Raw genomic sequence first — 16,326 nt, 5'->3', positions numbered from 1 at the left:
GAGCGAGCGTCGCTCCAGCCGGCCCTGAACTTTCGAACGCGGCCGCTCGTTGGCGAGGCGTGCAGAGGAGAAAGCCTGATATGGCGCGAGACGTGTTGATTACCGGCGCGAGCGTCGCGGGGCCGGCTCTCGCGTGGTGGCTTGGCCGTTACGGCATGAACGTGACCGTCGTGGAGCGCGCGCCGGAATTTCGCGACAACGGGCAGAACGTCGATATCCGCGGCGCCGGGCGGGTCGTCGCGCAGCGTATGGGAATTGAGGACGAGATCGCAGCCAGGACGACTGGCGAGAAGGCGATCGCCTTCGTGGATGAGAAGAACGAAGTCCAGGCGCAGATCGACGTCGGCGATTTCGGCGCCGGAGGACCGACGGCGGAGCTCGAGATCCTGCGCGGCGATCTCTCCCGCATTCTCGTCGAGCGCAGCCGCGACAAGGCGCGGTACCAGTTCGGCGATCGGATCACGGCCCTCGACGACGGTCCCGATGGCGTGGACGTGACGTTCGAGAAAGGAGGTCGTCGCCGCTTCGATCTCGTCATCGCGGCCGAGGGGATTGGTTCGGCGACGCGGACGCTGGTCTTCGGCGACGAAGCCCGTCGCAAGCCGCTCGACCTCTACATGGGTTATTTCTCGATCCCGCCGGCTCCGACCGACAGCGAAGACACCGCGCGTTGGTTCAACGCTCCCGCCGGACGCAGCGTGTTCCTGCGGCCCGGCGGCGACGCCACCCATGTCGTGCTCACCGCGCAGCAGCCGCCTGACGGACGCGAGGATCTCGAGCCGAGCGAACAGAAGGCTTGGCTCCGCAAAACTTTCGCAGACGCCGGCTGGGAGATCGCGCGGGTCCTCGACGGGCTCGACAAGGCCGACGACTTCTACTTCGAGGCGATCGGCCAGGTGAAGATGGACCGCTGGTCCAAGGGGCGGGTCGCGCTTCTCGGCGACGCCGCCTATTGCGCCTCCCCGATCAGCGGCATGGGGACGAGCCTCGCCCTCGTAGGCGCCTACGTGCTCGCCGGCGAGCTTTCCCGCCATGAGGACCATGAGGCCGCGTTCGCCGCTTACGAAAGGATCATGCGGCCCTATGTCGAGCAGGCGCAGAATGTGCCGAAGCTTGGTCCGCGCATCGCTCAACCGCAGACGCGGTTCGGCATCGCGCTTCAACAATGGGCGCTCGATCTGTCGACCAAGCCGCTCGTGAAAAGCGTTGCGACGAAGCTGATGTCGTCGAAGCCGGAGAAGATCGATCTGCCGAACTACGGCTACGGCGTCGACGCCGGAGGTCTGAAGACGCCCGCCGTCGGCGACTAGCGCCGTCGCTCGCGCTTTAGACCAGCCTGCTCTGCGCCAACGCCGCCTCGACGAAGCTCGCGAACAGGGGATGCGGCTCGAAGGGCCTCGACTTCAGCTCCGGATGGAACTGGACGCCGACGAACCAGGGGTGGTCGGCATACTCGACGATCTCGGGCAGAAGGCCATCCGGCGACATGCCGGAGAACACGAGCCCCTTCTCCTCAAGCCGCTCGCGATAGTCCGTGTTGACCTCGTAGCGGTGGCGGTGACGCTCGGAAATGTCGTTCGAGCCGTAGATCTCGGCGACCTTGGAACCCTGCCGGAGGCGCGCGTCATAGGCGCCCAGCCGCATCGTGCCGCCGAGATCGCCCTCCGCATGCCGGCTTTCGAGCGCGTTGCCGCGCACCCATTCCGTCATGAGGCCGACGATCGGCTCAGGCGTGGGACCGAATTCGGTGGAGTTCGCCTCTGAGACGCCGGCGAGGCTCCGCGCCGCCTCGATCACCGCCATCTGCATGCCGAAGCAGATGCCGAAGTAAGGCACCTTGCGCTCGCGCGCGAAGGTCGCAGCTCTGATCTTGCCCTCGGCTCCCCGCTGGCCGAAGCCGCCGGGCACGAGGATGCCGTGGACATGTTCGAGATACGGCGCCGGGTCCGCGCTCTCGAAAATCTCGCTCTCGATCCAATCGACATTGACCTTCACGGTGTTCGCGACGCCGCCGTGAACCAGCGCCTCGTAGAGCGATTTGTAGGCGTCCTTCAGGCCGGTGTACTTGCCGACGATCGCGATCGTGACTTCGCCTTCCGGCTGGCGCACGCGGCGGGTGACCTCGCGCCAGCGCGTAAGGTCGGGCGCCGCCTGCGGCTCGATGCCGAAGGCGCGCAGCACCTCGGTGTCCAGCCCTTCGCGGTGGTAGGCCTCGGGCACCTCGTAGATCGTGTCGACGTCGCGGGCTTCGATCACGGCGCTTTCGCGCACGTTGCAGAACAAGCCGAGCTTGCGGCGCTCCTCCGGCGGAATCGGGCGATCGCAACGGCAGAGCAGGATGTCCGGCTGGATGCCGATCGAACGCAGCTCCTTGACCGAATGCTGGGTCGGCTTGGTCTTGAGCTCCCCCGCGCTCGGGATCCACGGCAGCAAGGTGAGGTGGATGTAGATCGCGTCGCCGCGCGGAAGATCGTTGCCGAGCTGTCGGATCGCCTCGAAGAACGGCAGACCCTCGATGTCGCCGACCGTCCCGCCGATCTCGACGAGCACGAAGTCGAACGCTTCGTTGCCGTCCCGGACGAAGTGCTTGATGGCGTCGGTGACGTGCGGGATCACCTGAACCGTGCCGCCGAGATAATCACCGCGCCGCTCCTTGGCGATGATGTCCTGGTAGATCCGGCCGGTTGTGATGTTGTCCTTCTTCGACGCCGGGATGCCGGTGAAGCGCTCGTAATGGCCGAGGTCGAGGTCGGTCTCCGCGCCGTCGTCGGTGACGAACACCTCGCCGTGCTGCGTCGGGCTCATCGTGCCGGGATCGACGTTGAGATACGGGTCGAGCTTGCGCAGCCGGACCGTATAGCCGCGCGCCTGGAGCAGCGCGCCGAGCGCCGCGGAAGCGAGACCCTTGCCGAGCGAAGACACCACGCCGCCGGTGATGAAGACGTAGCGCGCCATCCGCTCTCTTTCGCAAATCCGATGAGCCGGGCGGCCGTCAGCCCGACTCGTCAGCGTTAGCCGCGGTCCCGGCGATTCGCCTATTGCCGCGAGGGTCGTTGTCCACATGCCCGACATCACGTCCAAAGCCGGCGCGCCGGCGGAAGAAGACTTCCGTCGGGCCGGTCAGCAGGCGCTTGTCAGGCTGTCGCGCTTGTTAGCCCGGCTTGCGCCGGAGCGCAAAGGGCAGATGCGCAAGGGAGGGCGGCGGCGGCGTCAGGGCCGCCAAAGTCGCTTTCGTTGACCCTGACTTGGGCGCGCCGGTACTGTCGCGCAAACCGGGGACGCGCCCGGATGGAAGATGCGACGCATGCCGATGCAACTGCCCGGACTCGTCAGGCGAACGGTCGCCGCGCTCTGCGCCCTGAGCGTTCTGGCGGGGCCCCTGCCCGCTTCGGCTCAGACCGCGCCGCGCGGCATGAGCGTGATCCGCGATGCGGAGATCGAGGCCCTGCTGCGGGACTACATGACCCCGATCTTCCGCGCCTCGGGCGTGGGCGAGGGCGTGGTCGACATCACCATCATCAATTCCCGAGAGTTCAACGCCTTCGTCGCCGACGGCCGGCGCATCTTCGTCAACACCGGCACGCTGATCGACTCGAAGACGCCGAACGAGGTGATCGGCGTTCTCGCGCACGAGACCGGACACATCGCCGGCGGCCATCTCGCCCGTTTGCGCCAGCAGGTCGACAACATGCAGACCATGGCGATCGTCGCCATGCTGCTCGGCATGGGAGCGATGGCCGGCGCCGCCGTCTCGGGCGGCCGGAACGGCACCGGCGACGCCGCGATGGGCGCCGTGATGGCGCCGCAGCAGATGATCCAGCGCACGATGCTCGCTTACGTCCGCACGCAGGAAGAGGCGGCTGATCGCGCGGCGGTTAGCTATCTCAACAAGACCGGCCAGTCCGCGAAGGGAATGCTGACGACCTTCAGGCGCTTCGCCCAGCAGGTCGCGTTCTCCAAGCGCTTCATCGACCCTTACGCGCAGACCCACCCGATGCCGCAGGAGCGCATCGAAGCCCTCGAGCATCTCGCGGAGCAGAGCCCGTATTACGACAAGGTCGACTCGCCGGCTCTTCAGGCTCGCCATGACCTGATGCGGGCGAAGCTCATCGGCTTCACCGATACGCCCGCCGCCGTCGGGCGGCGCTATCCGCCAAGCGACGACAGCCTTCCCGCCCGCTACGCCCGGGCGATCGCAACCTATCGCTCGGCGCCGCTGCCCGGCGCCATTGCCCAGATCGACGGGCTGATCGCTTCCCAGCCGAACAATCCCTATTTCCACGAATTGAAGGGCCAGGCCTATCTGGAGAACGGCCGGCCGAAGGAGGCCGTCGGACCGCTGCGTCGCGCGCTGGCCCTCGCGCCGAACGCCAGCCTGATCCGCACCATGCTGGGCCAGGCGCTCAACGCAGGCGGCGGCGACTCGAAGACGGCGATGTCGGAGCTCACGCGCGCGACCGCGGTCGACACCAAGAACGCCGACGGCTACCGCGAGCTCGCTATGGCTTACGCCAAGCAGAACAAGATTCCGGAGGCCGATCTCGCCTCCGCACAGGCGGCGTTCGCCTCCGGCGACTACGGGACGGCGCGGCAGATCGCCGAGCGCGCCAAGCGCGGCTTCAAGCAGGGCACGCCGAACTGGCTGAAGGCCGACGACATCGCGACCTACACGCCGCCGAAGTTGAACTGAGATGCTACAAGTGTGGCTCCGGTATTTGCCTTACATGCTGATGGCCATGCGCCAGCTGTTCAGGGGCGAACTCAGCCTCCGCGCCATCAGGAATCGGCATCGCCGCGAGCACAACATGCCGCCGGATAGGTCTCGCCGCATTTCCAACGCGGAGCTTCTGCAAGATGAAGCGCATTCGGCTCGTCCCCCTTCGTTCGATCCGCCAAAGCCGTAATCCGTCCCGGAGATAGTTGATGCGTTCTCTCGCGCGCCTCGCGCTCGCTCTCACGCTCACCTTTGCGGCGGCGGCGGCGGCGTTCGCCTTCGACGCGTCGGAGAAGGAGGAGATCGGCAAGGTCGTCCGCGAATATCTCATCCAGCATCCGGAAGTGCTTTACGAGGCGCAGAAGGAATGGAACCGGCGGCAGGAAGCCAAAGCCGCGGAAAGCCGGACCGCCGCGCTCTCGACCTTCATGCAGCGGCTCGACAAGACCTCGCCGCATGCGGTGTTCGGCGATCCCAGGGGCGACGTCACCCTGGTCGAGTTCTTCGACTACAATTGCGGCTATTGCCGCCACGCGGTGAAGGATATCGACGCGCTCATCGCCGCCGACCCGAAGCTCAGGATCGTGCTCGTCGAGCTTCCGGTGATCCGGCAGGAATCGCTCGGCGCCGCGCAGGTCTCGATCGCGGCCGGGCGCACGGCGCCGGACAAGTTCCGCGCCTTCCACGACAAGCTGCTTTCGGGACAGACGCTCGCCACCAAGGCGCGGGCGCTCGCCGTCGCGAAGGAGGTGGGCATCGATCAGGCGAAGCTCGACGCCGCGCTGGCCTCGCCAGACATCCAGAACATCCTGCTCGAATCGAAGAAGCTCGCCGACGATCTCGGCGTGGAGGCGACCCCGACTTTCGTGGTCGGCGACCAGATCGTCCCCAACACCTCGGACGTGGTGCCGGACCTCCAGGGGCGCATCGCGGCGCTTCGAACCTGCGGCAAGGCCGAGTGCTGAGGCGCAGCCGCGGAATCGCTTGGGTTCCCGCGCGCGCTTCCCTATAAGACGCGACGCTCGCCGCACGCCGGCGGGCGGAACCTCCTAGCGGACCGCCTGATTGAAACCCGTCGTCTTCGTCCTCAACGGCCCGAACCTCAATCTGCTCGGCTCGCGCGAGCCGGCGGTCTATGGCTCGTTGACGCTTGAGGACCTCGAGGCGCGCGCCCGGGACGTCGGCCATGAGGTCGGACTGACCGTCGACTGCCGCCAGTCGAACCACGAGGGCGCGCTGGTCGACTGGATTCAGGAGGCGGGGCGCTCGGCGCAGGGCATCGTCCTCAACGCCGGCGCGTTCACGCACACCTCGGTCGCGATCCACGACGCGCTGCGGAGCGTCGCGACGCCGACCATCGAGGTGCATCTCTCGAACGTTCATGCGCGCGAGAGCTTCCGCCATCATTCATATGTCTCGGCCGTCGCCGCCGGGATCATCATCGGCCTTGGCGTCGACGGATACGACTTCGCGCTGCGCGCGCTCGCCCGCCGCATCGGCGCGACAGCGTCAAGCGCGCTCGCCTGAAAAAGAAGACCATGAAGAAACCAATGACCAACGCCGGCGCCGACCACGAACTCGTCCGCGAACTCGCGGAGCTCATGACCGAAAACGGGCTTACCGAGGTCGAGATCGAGCGCGGCGACTTCCGCGTCCGCGTCGCCCGCCAGTCCTTCGCCGCTCCGGCAGCGCCGGCCTTTGCTCCGGCGCCCGCCGCCCCGAGCGCGCCGGCCGCCGCCGTGTCGAACGACCCGGCGAAGCATCCGGGCGTCGTGCTGTCCCCGATGGTCGGCACCGCCTATCTCGCTCCGGAGCCCGGCGCAAAGCCCTTCATTGAGGTCGGCGCAACCGTCCGGCAGGGCCAGACGGTCCTCATCGTCGAGGCGATGAAGACCATGAACGCCATTCCCGCGCCGAAGGCCGGCACCGTCCGCGAGATCCTGGTGACGGACGGCCAGCCGGTCGAGTTCGGCGAACCCCTGCTGATCGTCGACTGACGACATGCCGAGCTTCGACAAGGTCCTGATCGCCAACCGCGGCGAGATCGCGCTGCGCATCCTGCGCGCCTGCAAGGAGCTCGGGATCGCGACCGTCGCGGTCCACTCCACGGCGGACGCGGACGCCATGCATGTGCGCCTCGCCGACGAGAGCGTGTGCATCGGCCCGCCGGCCGCGCGCGAAAGCTACCTGAACATTCCCGCGCTTCTGGCCGCCTGCGAGATCACCGGCGCGGACGCCGTGCATCCCGGCTACGGCTTCCTGTCCGAGAACGCGCGCTTCGCCGAGATCCTCGAGGACCACAACCTCGTCTTCATCGGCCCGAAGCCCGAACACATTCGCATCATGGGCGACAAGATCGCCGCCAAGCAGACGGTGAAGCGCCTCGGCATCCCTGTCGTGCCGGGCTCCGAAGGCGGCATCACCGACGATGTCGAGGCCATTGCGGTCGCGCGCGAGATCGGGTTCCCGGTCCTGGTGAAGGCGGCCGCGGGCGGCGGCGGACGCGGCATGAAGGTCGCGATGACCGAGGGCGACCTCCTGGAAGCGCTGCAGACCGCGCGTTCCGAGGCCAAGGCGGCCTTCGGCGACGACGCCGTCTATCTCGAGAAATATCTGATCAAGCCGCGCCACATCGAGGTGCAGGTGCTGGGCGACGGCGAAGGCGCCGCGATCCATCTCGGCGAGCGCGATTGCTCGCTGCAGCGCCGCCACCAGAAGGTCTGGGAGGAGGCGCCCTCCCCCGCGCTCAACGCGTCCGAGCGCGAGCAGATCGGCGAGACAGTCGCGGCCGCGATGCGCGGCCTAAGCTACCGCGGCGTCGGAACCGTCGAGTTCCTCTATGAGGATGGCCGCTTCTACTTCATCGAGATGAACACCCGCATCCAGGTCGAGCACCCGGTGACCGAGATGATCACCGGCATCGACCTCGTGAACGAGCAGATCCGCATCGCCGGCGGCGCAAAGCTTTCGATCGCGCAGGAGGACGTGGTGTTCCGCGGCCATGCCATCGAGTGCCGCGTCAACGCCGAGCACCCCGAGACCTTCCGGCCGTCGCCGGGCCGGATCGCCTATTATCACGTGCCCGGCGGCCTCGGCGTCCGCGTCGATTCAGCGGCCTATCAGGGCTATTCGATCCCGCCGAACTACGACAGCCTCATCGGCAAGCTGATCGTCCACGGCCGCAACCGCACCGAATGCCTGATGCGTCTGCGCCGAGCGCTCGACGAGTTCGTAGTGGACGGCGTCGACACCACGTTGCCGCTGTTCCGCCGGCTCGTGCGCAATTCCTCGATCCAGGATGGCGAATACGACATCCACTGGCTCGAGAAGATGCTGGCGGAAACGCCCGCGGAGGCGTGAGTTTCCGGCGGAGGCGGCGCGCCTGCGGTCGTCCCGCTTTTCCCCGCCTGCGCGTGGCCGTAGATTGAAGCCATGACCCGCATCAACGACGTCATGGTCGAGATCACGCCGGAGGTCCTGCTCAAGGCCTATGCCTGCGGGATCTTTCCGATGGCGGAGAGCGCCACGGATCCCGGACTCTACTGGATCGAGCCCGAACTGCGCGGCGTGATGCCGCTCGACGGGTTCAAGGTCTCGTCCCGTCTCGAGAGAACGGTGCGCTCCGACTTCTTCGAGATATGCGTCGACACGGCGTTCCATCAAGTCATGGACGGCTGCGCCTCGCCGGCGCCCGGCCGCGACAAGACCTGGATCAACGGCCGCATCCGCAGTCTCTACGGCGAGCTTCACGCAGCCGGTCACGCCCACAGCGTCGAGGCCTGGCGCGACGGAAGGCTCGTCGGCGGGCTTTACGGCGTCCGGCTTGGCGCGGCGTTCTTCGGTGAGAGCATGTTCCACGTCGAGCGCGACGCCTCGAAGGTCGCATTGGTCCATCTCGCAGCCCGGCTCGTGAAAGGTCGCTTCCGCCTCCTCGATACGCAGTTCGTCACCGACCATCTCAGGCGCTTCGGCGCGATGGAGACGCCGCGGCGGGACTACCATCGCCTGCTCCAGGACGCTGTAAGCCAGCCCGCCGAGTTCTTCCCCTGGGGTCCGGGCGCAAGCGTCTCCGGCGACGAAGCGATGGGCTCGCTTGCGGCGGTAACAGTTCAGTAAGCGTAACGGCCGTTAATGATCGGGGGCCGCCCTCCAAGGGTCTTCCGATGTCGTCCGAGCCGCACCGCGATCTTCCATCCTCCGCCTTCGATGGCGTGACGCCGCCGAGCCGTGAGCTGACGCTTTGGCGCGACGCGCCGCCGGCCGAGCCGCGCGCCTTCGCGCTCCCGCCATTGAAGCGCTTCCTGCCTTATGCGCTCGGCGCTGCGCTTCTGCTCGGCGGCGGCTTCGCGATGGCGAACTTCGCGACCGCGCCGTCGCTGACCGACGGCGTGGAGGAAGTGACCGCGATCGACGCCCGCCGTATGGGCCTCGCGTCCAACCTCGATCCCGCAGGATCCGAAAAGCGTTCGACTGCGCTCAGCCGCGACGTCGGCGCGCTGAAGAACGAGATCGTCCGGCTCCAGAAGGCCCTCGTCCAGGCCAAGACCGGCCAGGCGACGTTGACGAAGACCGCCGCCGGTCAGGCCGCCGCCAATCAGGACGAGGTCCGCGCGCTCAAGACCGAGATCGCCGCGCTTACCAAGACGCTTGGCGAGGCGAAGGATACTTCGACCGCGAAGATCGACGCGCTGCAGGCCAAGGTCGATCAGGGCAAACAGGACGAGGCGCATGTCGCGGAACTCCGCGATCGTCTGGACAAGATCGAGAAGGCGAATGCCGAGCTCGCAGCCAAGCGCGACGAGCCGGCCACCACCGGAAGCGTCGCGAAGTCAGAACCCGCAGCCGCCCCCCCCTCTCCTGTCGTAAAGGGCTGGACGCTGCGCGAGGTCTATGACGACGTCGCCGTCTTGCAAGGCCGCCGCGGAACCATCGAAGTCGAGCGCGGCGCGACCGCGCCGGGCATCGGGCGCGTGAAGTCGATCGAGCGCCGGGCGGGCGAATGGGTCGTCGTCACTGATCGCGGATTGATCCTCCAACGCTGAGGAGCTCCACCTGACATCGGCTTCGCCGAGGCCGCCTCGCCGCTGCCGCGAGGGGGCATCAGGAGCCTCAGCCTAAACCGCGCCTTAAGCTGCCCTGTGCCAGCCTGTCGCGTGATGAGCTTTATAAGTCCGCCCACCGACACTCAGGATCGCGCGGCTGCCGCGATCATGGAGCGCGCGCCGTTCGTCTGCGGCGGGCTTGTCTTGGCCTATGTCGTCGCGATCGGCGCCATGTGGGCGACGTCCTCGAACGGACTTGACGCGCTGGGCCGCCCGCTGGGAACGGACTTCTCGAACGTCTGGGCCGCCGGCCGGCTCGTGCTCGAAGGCGCTCCCGCCGCTCCTTACGACCTCGCCGCCCACTACGCCGAGCAGGTGAAGCGCTTCGGCGCAGGCGTGCCGTTTTACGGCTGGCACTATCCGCCGATGTTCCTGTTTCTGGCGGCGGCGCTTGGGGCCCTGCCCTATATCGCTGCTCTGATCGTCTGGCAGGCGGCCACGCTGCCGCTCTACCTCGCGGCCATCGTCAGGATTTTGGGCGCGCGCCGCGCCGTGCTGCTTGCGGCGGTCGCCTTCCCCGCCGTGTTCGTGAACCTCACGCACGGCCATAACGGCTTCCTGACAGCGGGCCTTTTCGGGCTTGGGCTCGTCATGCTCGACCGCAGACCATTGCTCGCCGGGGCGCTGCTCGGGCTCCTCGCCTACAAGCCGCAATTCGCAGCCCTTCTCCCGCTGGCGCTGATCGCCTCTGGCCGCTGGCCGACGTTCTTCGCCGCAGCCGCGGCCGCGGCCACGTCCGCCGCGCTGTCTCTTGCGGCGTTCGGCTGGGAGGCATGGGCCGGATTCTTCGCGAGCGGAACCTTCACCCGCACTGTCGTGCTCGAGGCCGGCGACACGGGCTGGCACAAGATCGTCACCGCGTTCGCCGCCGCGCGCGGGCTCGGCGCGAGCGTCCCGGCCGCCTATGCCGTGCAGGGAATCGTCGCCTTTGCGACGGTCGTCCTCATCGTTCGGCTCTGGCGAGGCGACGCGCCCTTTGGGCCAAAAGCGGCGGCGCTGCTCGCGGGCTCGCTGCTCGTGACCCCCTACGCGCTCGACTACGACATGATGCTGCTGGCACCCGCCCTCGCCTTCCTGGTCCGCGACGCGTCCGCCACTGGATGGCGACGCGGCGAGACGGTCGTGCTCGCCTTCGTCTATCTGTCGCCGCTCGTCGCCCGCACGGTCGCGGAGGCCACGCATCTGCCGCTTGGACTCTTCGCCATAGCCGCCCTCTTCGCAGCCGCGCTCCGCCGCGGCGGCGCGTCCGTCACGCAGTCCGGATCATTCGCCCATGCCGTCGGCCGTTGAACGCCTTCGCGACCAGACCGAAACCAAGCCGCGCGCCACGCCGCTAAAGGTCGCGGTGCTGCTGCCCTGCTACAACGAGGAGGCCGCAATCGCCGATGTCGTGCGCAGCTTCCGGATGGTGCTGCCGGGCGCCGACATCTACGTCTACGACAACAATTCGCGCGACGGCACCGTCGAGCGCGCGCTCGAGGCCGGCGCGATCGTCCGACGCGAGCGACGGCAGGGCAAGGGCGCCGTGGTGCGCCGGATGCTCGCCGACGTCGAGGCCGACCTCTACCTCTTGGCGGACGGCGACCTGACCTACGATCCGCTGGCCGCGCCCGTTCTGATCGATCGTCTGATCTCCGAACAGCTCGACATGGTCGTCGGCGCCCGCGAGGGCGAAGGCATGCTGGCGCGACGGGGGCACGCGGCGGGCAATCGGCTCTTCAACAAGGTCGTCGAGCGTTTCTTCGGCCCGGGCTTCACCGACATTCTGTCGGGCTATCGCGTTATCACCCGGCGCTTCGCCAAATCCTTTCCCTCCGCCTCGAAGGGATTCGAGATCGAGACCGAGCTCGCGATCCACGCGCTCGACCTGCGCCTCTCGGTCGCGGAGATCCCGGTGCGCTACGGCAAGCGGCCGGAGAATTCGGCGAGCAAGCTCTCAACCTTCCGCGACGGCTTCCGGATCCTCTGGACGATCGCAATGATGCACAGGGCGGTGAAGCCGTTCAAATTCTTCGGGACGATCGCGCTCGGCCTCGCGACCGCATCGACGATCCTCGGCCTGCCCGTGATCCTGACCTATCTGGAAACCGGCCTCGTGCCCCGGTTCCCGACGGCGATCCTCGCAGCCACCGTCATGCAGCTCTCCGTGCTAAGCCTCGTGTGCGGCGTCATCGTCGATGCGGTCGCTGAAGGTCGGCGCGAGGCCAAGCGGTTGCGTTATCTCGAGCTGAAAGGCGCCTGAAGCAAATCCTCGCTCGGCCCACGGCCTCACTTCGATCTCATTCCGCCGCCTCTGTGCGCCGCTCCGCTAAGCGGTTAAACAGTCTTGGGCGTAACGCGCGTCGAGTCGCGCATGGGATCGTGCATGAGGTCGACCTTCGCCGCCGCGGCGGCAGCGCTGATGGCGGCGGTTTTCGCCGCCTCGAGCGCGTTTGCGCAGCAGCCTGGCTCGGAGCAGTGCCTGGGGCTCGAGGCTCAGCTCGCCTCGCTCGGCCGCCCCAAGCAGGCCGACGGGCGCCAACTCGCGCAGAATGTCGCGCGCCAGCAGGCGGATCTCGACCGCGCCAATGCGCAGTCGAAATCCTTGGGCTGCGGGCCGCGGTTGTTCTTCATGCCGGCGCCGCCGCCCGAATGTCGCCCGCTCGGCGATCGCATCAAGCAGTTGGAAGCTGGCGTCGAACGCGCGCGCGCTCAGGCCGCGCAGGCCCAGCAGCAGCCTGGTGGCGGCGGAGATCCGCGTCGGCGTGAGGTGCTGATCGCATTAGCGCGCAACAATTGCGGCCCCCAATACCGCCTCGTCGAACGCCGAGTCGCGGCGCCCCAGCAGGAGCGCAAGGGCTTCTTCGAGATGCTGTTCGGCGGCGGCGCTTCAGAGCAGCCGCAGGAAGAGACGGTGATCGAGCCGGAAATGGCCCCGAGCGAGACTCCTCGCGTATCGACCTTCCGCACGGTCTGCGTCCGCACCTGCGACGGCTTCTTCTTCCCGATCTCCTTCCAGACGACGCGTAACGCCTTCGAGCGCGACGAGGCGATCTGCCAAGCGACCTGCCCTGGCGCCGAAGCCAAGCTCTTCGCCTATCCCAACCCCGGCGGGCAGATGGAGCAAGCATCGAGCGTGGACGGCGAACCCTACGCCAAACTCGAGAATGCTTTTCGCTACCGCAAGGAGTTCGTTGCCGGCTGCTCATGCAAGCCCGAGGGCATGAACTGGGCCGAGGCGCTCTCCGGCGTCGAGGACAAGACGGTGAAGAAGGGCGACATCGTCGTCGACGAGCAGAAGGCGCATGAGATGTCGCGTCCTCAGCGCTCCGGCGACGCGCAGGCGCAGGTTCGCCCATCCCAAAAGCCGGAGGCGCCCGCCCCCGAGGCTGCGCCGGAGACGACCCTCGATTCCCCCGCGCCGTCCCAGGCTCGCCGCTCCGTGCCGAAGGACGTGATCATCCTCGACGACCCCCAGCCCGAGCGCGGCGGCGTCGAGCGTCGGCCGCTAGACGGCCCGACCATGGAGCCTGCGCCCGGCGTTCGCTGACCGCGTGCTTGAAGTATCGCGCAGCGACGACGCTCACAGCGATCCGAGCTTGGCCTCAGCTAGACCATGCCGGAGCGCATGGGGGTTCGGGTAATATGGACGGTGTGCGGGCTTCGTCTTCAGCGCGAGATGGCGGTCCGCTGGCACGGGGGTAACAGAGATAGGCGCCCCGGCTCGCCGCAAAGTGGACGATCAGCGGGTATGTGGCGCGCCCTACGGGAGTCGAACCCGTCTCTCCAGCGTGAAAGGCTGACGTCCTAACCGATAGACGAAGGGCGCTTGGCGCGACGGCACGTATAGGGGGGTTCATCGGACGGAGCAAGCCGCCGAATGAAGCTCTTCTCAGAACCCGAAGAAGCGCATCACGGGATCTGAGAAGGACGAGATCGCCGTCCCGATCGCGGTCGATAAGGCGGCCAGAATCAGGATGCTGACGACGGTCCCGAACCAGCCGACCGCGATGGCCACGCCATCCCGTTCAATGACCCCAAGAGCGAAGGCCGTTATGGCGGCGGCCGGGGGCATGTTGCCGAAGGGAATCGGCAGGAACAGGATGAGCGACAGCACGAAGCAGGCGGCGCCTGTCAGGCGATCGGCGAATGGCGCGCTCAGCAGCGGGTAGCGGGCCTTCAGGAGCCGCTCCAGCCGCTCGATCCAGGGTCCGACGCGGGAGGCGAGCGTTGCGAAGTCGGCGCGCTTGAGCGAGCGGTTCGTAATGAAGCCGGGTAGCCAGAGCACCTGGCGGCCGACCATCAGCTGAAACGCGATAAACACCAGCGGCGCCCCGAGCACGGCCGAGGTGCCGGGCGGCATCGGCAGCGCGTTCGGCAGCGCGAACACGAGCAGAAGCGCGCCAAAAGCCCGGTCGCCGAACGCGTCGAGAATGGCCGCGACGCTGACGCGCTCGCGGTCGCTCTGCGCAAGTTCCTGGAGCACGTCGGAAAAACCGCGATGAGGCGCCTCAGCGGGCTCGGCCTCGGGCGATGGCTGGGCGGCGTTGCTCACGAATCTCCGGAAGGTCGGGCGCAGCGCGCCAGGCAGGACTGTCGACGAACTGAGGTTCTAGCGCGGGAACATGGACTTGAGGTGGCGCCGCGACGAGCCCGCCCAAGCATTTTCCGGTGAGCGCCGCTTCGTCATGTCTCCGCTCGCGCGGCGTCGATCAGCCTGAAGCTGATCCGCTCCGAACCGCCCCACCGGTCTATCGTCAGCGTGCCGGCAGCGTGGATGCGATTTCCGCGCGCGCCGAGCAGCGAAGCCCCGAGGTCGCTTTCGGCAGCGCGAAAAGCGATCGCGTTGACCGAGGCGCCGTCACCGGCCTTGAGGCGCAGGCGGACATGACCCTGCCCCACCACATCCGCGGAAGCGACCGAGTGGCCGGCGAGCGCGAGCACGGGTTCGGGCGCCGCAGAGCCGAATGGACCCGCGCGCTCAAGATCGCGTACGAGGTCGGTCGTCGCTCCGGCTGCGGACAGGGCGGCGTCGACATGCAGGGCTCGCTCACCGCGTGCACGGGCGACCGAAGCGCCCAGGCGCTCGTCCAGGAAGGCCCGGAAAGCGCCGAGGCGCTCGGCGCGTAAGGTGATTCCCGCCGCCATGGCGTGGCCGCCGCCCTTGACGGCGATCCCCTCCTCGACCGCCGCGCGAACGGCGGCGCCGAGATCGACGCCTTGGATCGAACGGCCGGAGCCGGTTCCCACGCCATCGGGGTTGAAGGCGATCGCGAAAGCCGGCCGGCGGAACTTCTCCTTCAGCCGCGCTGCGACGAGCCCGACGACGCCGGGGTGCCAACCCTCGCCCGACACGACCAATGTCGCGGCGCCCTCGCCTTGCGGCCCTACCGATAGGCTTGCCTCAGCTTCCGCCTCATCGAGCGTGGCGCGTTCGACCGCCTGCCGTTCGCCGTTCAGCCGGTCGAGTTCGGCCGCGATGCTGAGCGCTTCCGTTTCGTCCGTGCTCAGCATCAGCCGGCAGCCGAGCCCGGCGTCGCCGATGCGTCCGCCGGCGTTGATGCGCGGACCGAGCAGGAAGCCGAGATGGTAAGGCGCCGGCGGGCCGTCGAGCCGGCTGGCGTCCATCAGCGCGCGCAGGCCGAGCCGTTCGCGGCGGCGCATCGCGATCAGTCCCTTCGCAACGAAGGCCCGGTTCAGCCCGACCAGCGGCACGACGTCGGCGACCGTGCCGAGCGCCACGAGGTCGAGGTGCGACAACAGGTCGGGCTCCCGTCCCCGCGCCGCCCAGAAGCCTCGACGACGCAGTTCCCGGGCCGTCGCCACCAGCGTCATGAAGGTGACGCCGCAGGCGGCGAGATGACCGAGGCCGGAAAGATCGTCCTGCCGGTTCGGATTGACCAGCGCCGTGACCTCGGGGAGCGCCTCGCCGACCTGGTGATGGTCGAGCACCACCACGTCGAGCCCACGGGCGCGGGCGTGCGCCAATGGCTCGAAGCTTGTCGACCCGCAATCGACCGTGACGAGAAGCGTCGCGCCACCGTCCGCGAGACCGTCGATCGCGCCGGTATTTGGCCCATAACCTTCGAAGATCCGGTCAGGGATGTGCACGCGGGCCTCGGCCCCCGCCTCGCGCAGGAAGCCCGCGAGCAAGGCTGCGGAGGTCGCGCCGTCGACGTCGTAGTCGCCGAAGACCGCGACATGTTCGGCGCGTTCGATCGCGTCCGCGAGGCGACCGGCGGCCGCGTCCATCGCGGTCAGTGTGGAAGGGTCCGGCATTAGAGAGCGGACCGAAGGTTCAAGAAAGGCGGCCGCGTCGGCGCTCGTAACGCCCCGGCCTGCGAGCGCGCGCGCCAGCAGATCGGCGAGGCCATGGTCGCGTACGATTTCGGCCGCAGCGGCCCGGCCCTTCAGGTCGAGCCGGTCGCGCCAGACGCGGCCCGAGAACGAGCTTTCGACGCCGAGGAAGGCCTCCGCGGTGGGTCGGGCGAGCGCGAAAGCCGCCGTCATCTCGGGTGATTCTTCATGCGC

The 16,326-nt window shown here is 67.9% G+C and carries 14 protein-coding genes and 1 tRNA gene; 11 read left to right on the top strand and 4 right to left on the bottom strand.

What is annotated here, in order from left to right; translation table 11 throughout:
* The first annotated feature begins 80 nt into the window (after positions 1 to 80).
* Entirely contained in the window at positions 81 to 1,310 is a 1,230-nt protein-coding gene (locus EYR15_RS04840) for an FAD-dependent monooxygenase (protein WP_131001776.1), read from the top strand.
* A 16-nt stretch (positions 1,311 to 1,326) separates the two neighbouring features.
* Here the strand turns inward: EYR15_RS04840 and pyrG are convergent, their stop codons facing one another.
* Positions 1,327 to 2,955: a CTP synthase gene (gene pyrG, locus EYR15_RS04835; RefSeq protein ID WP_131001775.1), complete on the bottom strand. Its 1,629-nt coding sequence runs from the start codon at positions 2,953 to 2,955 to the stop codon at positions 1,327 to 1,329.
* A 349-nt stretch (positions 2,956 to 3,304) separates the two neighbouring features.
* Here pyrG and EYR15_RS04830 point away from each other — a divergent pair, with 349 nt between their 5' ends.
* From EYR15_RS04830 to EYR15_RS04785, 10 genes are all read left to right on the top strand, one after another.
* Entirely contained in the window at positions 3,305 to 4,690 is a 1,386-nt protein-coding gene (locus EYR15_RS04830; RefSeq protein WP_245498153.1) for a M48 family metalloprotease, read from the top strand.
* Positions 4,691 to 4,923: 233 nt separating this feature from the next.
* A complete protein-coding gene (locus EYR15_RS04825; RefSeq protein ID WP_131001773.1) occupies positions 4,924 to 5,679 on the top strand; it encodes a DsbA family protein in 756 nt (251 codons plus the stop codon).
* A gap of 100 nt (positions 5,680 to 5,779) precedes the next feature.
* On the top strand, positions 5,780 to 6,241 hold the full coding sequence (gene aroQ, locus EYR15_RS04820) for a type II 3-dehydroquinate dehydratase (RefSeq protein ID WP_131001772.1): 462 nt from the start codon (positions 5,780 to 5,782) through the stop codon (positions 6,239 to 6,241).
* 11 nt (positions 6,242 to 6,252) lie between these two features.
* Positions 6,253 to 6,711, top strand: coding sequence for an acetyl-CoA carboxylase biotin carboxyl carrier protein (accB, locus tag EYR15_RS04815; protein ID WP_131001771.1), 459 nt, complete (start codon positions 6,253 to 6,255; stop codon positions 6,709 to 6,711).
* A 4-nt stretch (positions 6,712 to 6,715) separates the two neighbouring features.
* Positions 6,716 to 8,074 (top strand): acetyl-CoA carboxylase biotin carboxylase subunit, encoded by a 1,359-nt coding sequence (accC, locus tag EYR15_RS04810; RefSeq protein ID WP_131001770.1) that lies wholly within the window; start codon positions 6,716 to 6,718, stop codon positions 8,072 to 8,074.
* A 72-nt stretch (positions 8,075 to 8,146) separates the two neighbouring features.
* A complete protein-coding gene (gene aat / locus EYR15_RS04805) occupies positions 8,147 to 8,830 on the top strand; it encodes a leucyl/phenylalanyl-tRNA--protein transferase (RefSeq protein ID WP_131001769.1) in 684 nt (227 codons plus the stop codon).
* Between the two features lie 47 nt (positions 8,831 to 8,877).
* Positions 8,878 to 9,756: a hypothetical protein gene (locus EYR15_RS04800; protein WP_131001768.1), complete on the top strand. Its 879-nt coding sequence runs from the start codon at positions 8,878 to 8,880 to the stop codon at positions 9,754 to 9,756.
* 168 nt (positions 9,757 to 9,924) lie between these two features.
* A complete protein-coding gene (locus EYR15_RS04795) occupies positions 9,925 to 11,106 on the top strand; it encodes a glycosyltransferase family 87 protein (protein WP_165455426.1) in 1,182 nt (393 codons plus the stop codon).
* Positions 11,090 to 12,058 carry a glycosyltransferase family 2 protein gene (locus EYR15_RS04790; RefSeq protein ID WP_131001766.1) on the top strand — a complete coding sequence of 323 codons (969 nt, stop codon included), beginning with the start codon at positions 11,090 to 11,092 and terminating at the stop codon, positions 12,056 to 12,058. Before EYR15_RS04795 ends, EYR15_RS04790 begins: the two co-directional genes overlap by 17 nt.
* A 123-nt stretch (positions 12,059 to 12,181) precedes the next feature.
* Positions 12,182 to 13,345, top strand: coding sequence for a DUF2865 domain-containing protein (locus tag EYR15_RS04785; RefSeq protein WP_131001765.1), 1,164 nt, complete (start codon positions 12,182 to 12,184; stop codon positions 13,343 to 13,345).
* Between the two features lie 204 nt (positions 13,346 to 13,549).
* Here EYR15_RS04785 and EYR15_RS04780 read toward each other — a convergent pair.
* From EYR15_RS04780 to recJ, 3 genes are all read right to left on the bottom strand, one after another.
* A tRNA-Glu gene (locus tag EYR15_RS04780) sits at positions 13,550 to 13,624 on the bottom strand.
* Between the two features lie 63 nt (positions 13,625 to 13,687).
* A complete protein-coding gene (locus tag EYR15_RS04775) occupies positions 13,688 to 14,350 on the bottom strand; it encodes an exopolysaccharide biosynthesis protein (protein WP_131001764.1) in 663 nt (220 codons plus the stop codon).
* Positions 14,351 to 14,481: 131 nt separating this feature from the next.
* Positions 14,482 to 16,305, bottom strand: a complete 1,824-nt coding sequence (recJ, locus tag EYR15_RS04770; RefSeq protein ID WP_131001763.1) for a single-stranded-DNA-specific exonuclease RecJ — start codon at positions 16,303 to 16,305, stop codon at positions 14,482 to 14,484.
* Positions 16,306 to 16,326: the final 21 nt, after the last annotated feature.

Origin of the sequence: Hansschlegelia quercus, assembly GCF_004310425.1 — a bacterium.
In the GTDB taxonomy this organism is placed as follows: domain Bacteria; phylum Pseudomonadota; class Alphaproteobacteria; order Rhizobiales; family Methylopilaceae; genus Methylopila; species Methylopila quercus.
Note: the sequence above shows the minus strand (reverse complement) of the source record. Positions and strands in the feature narration are given on the sequence as shown.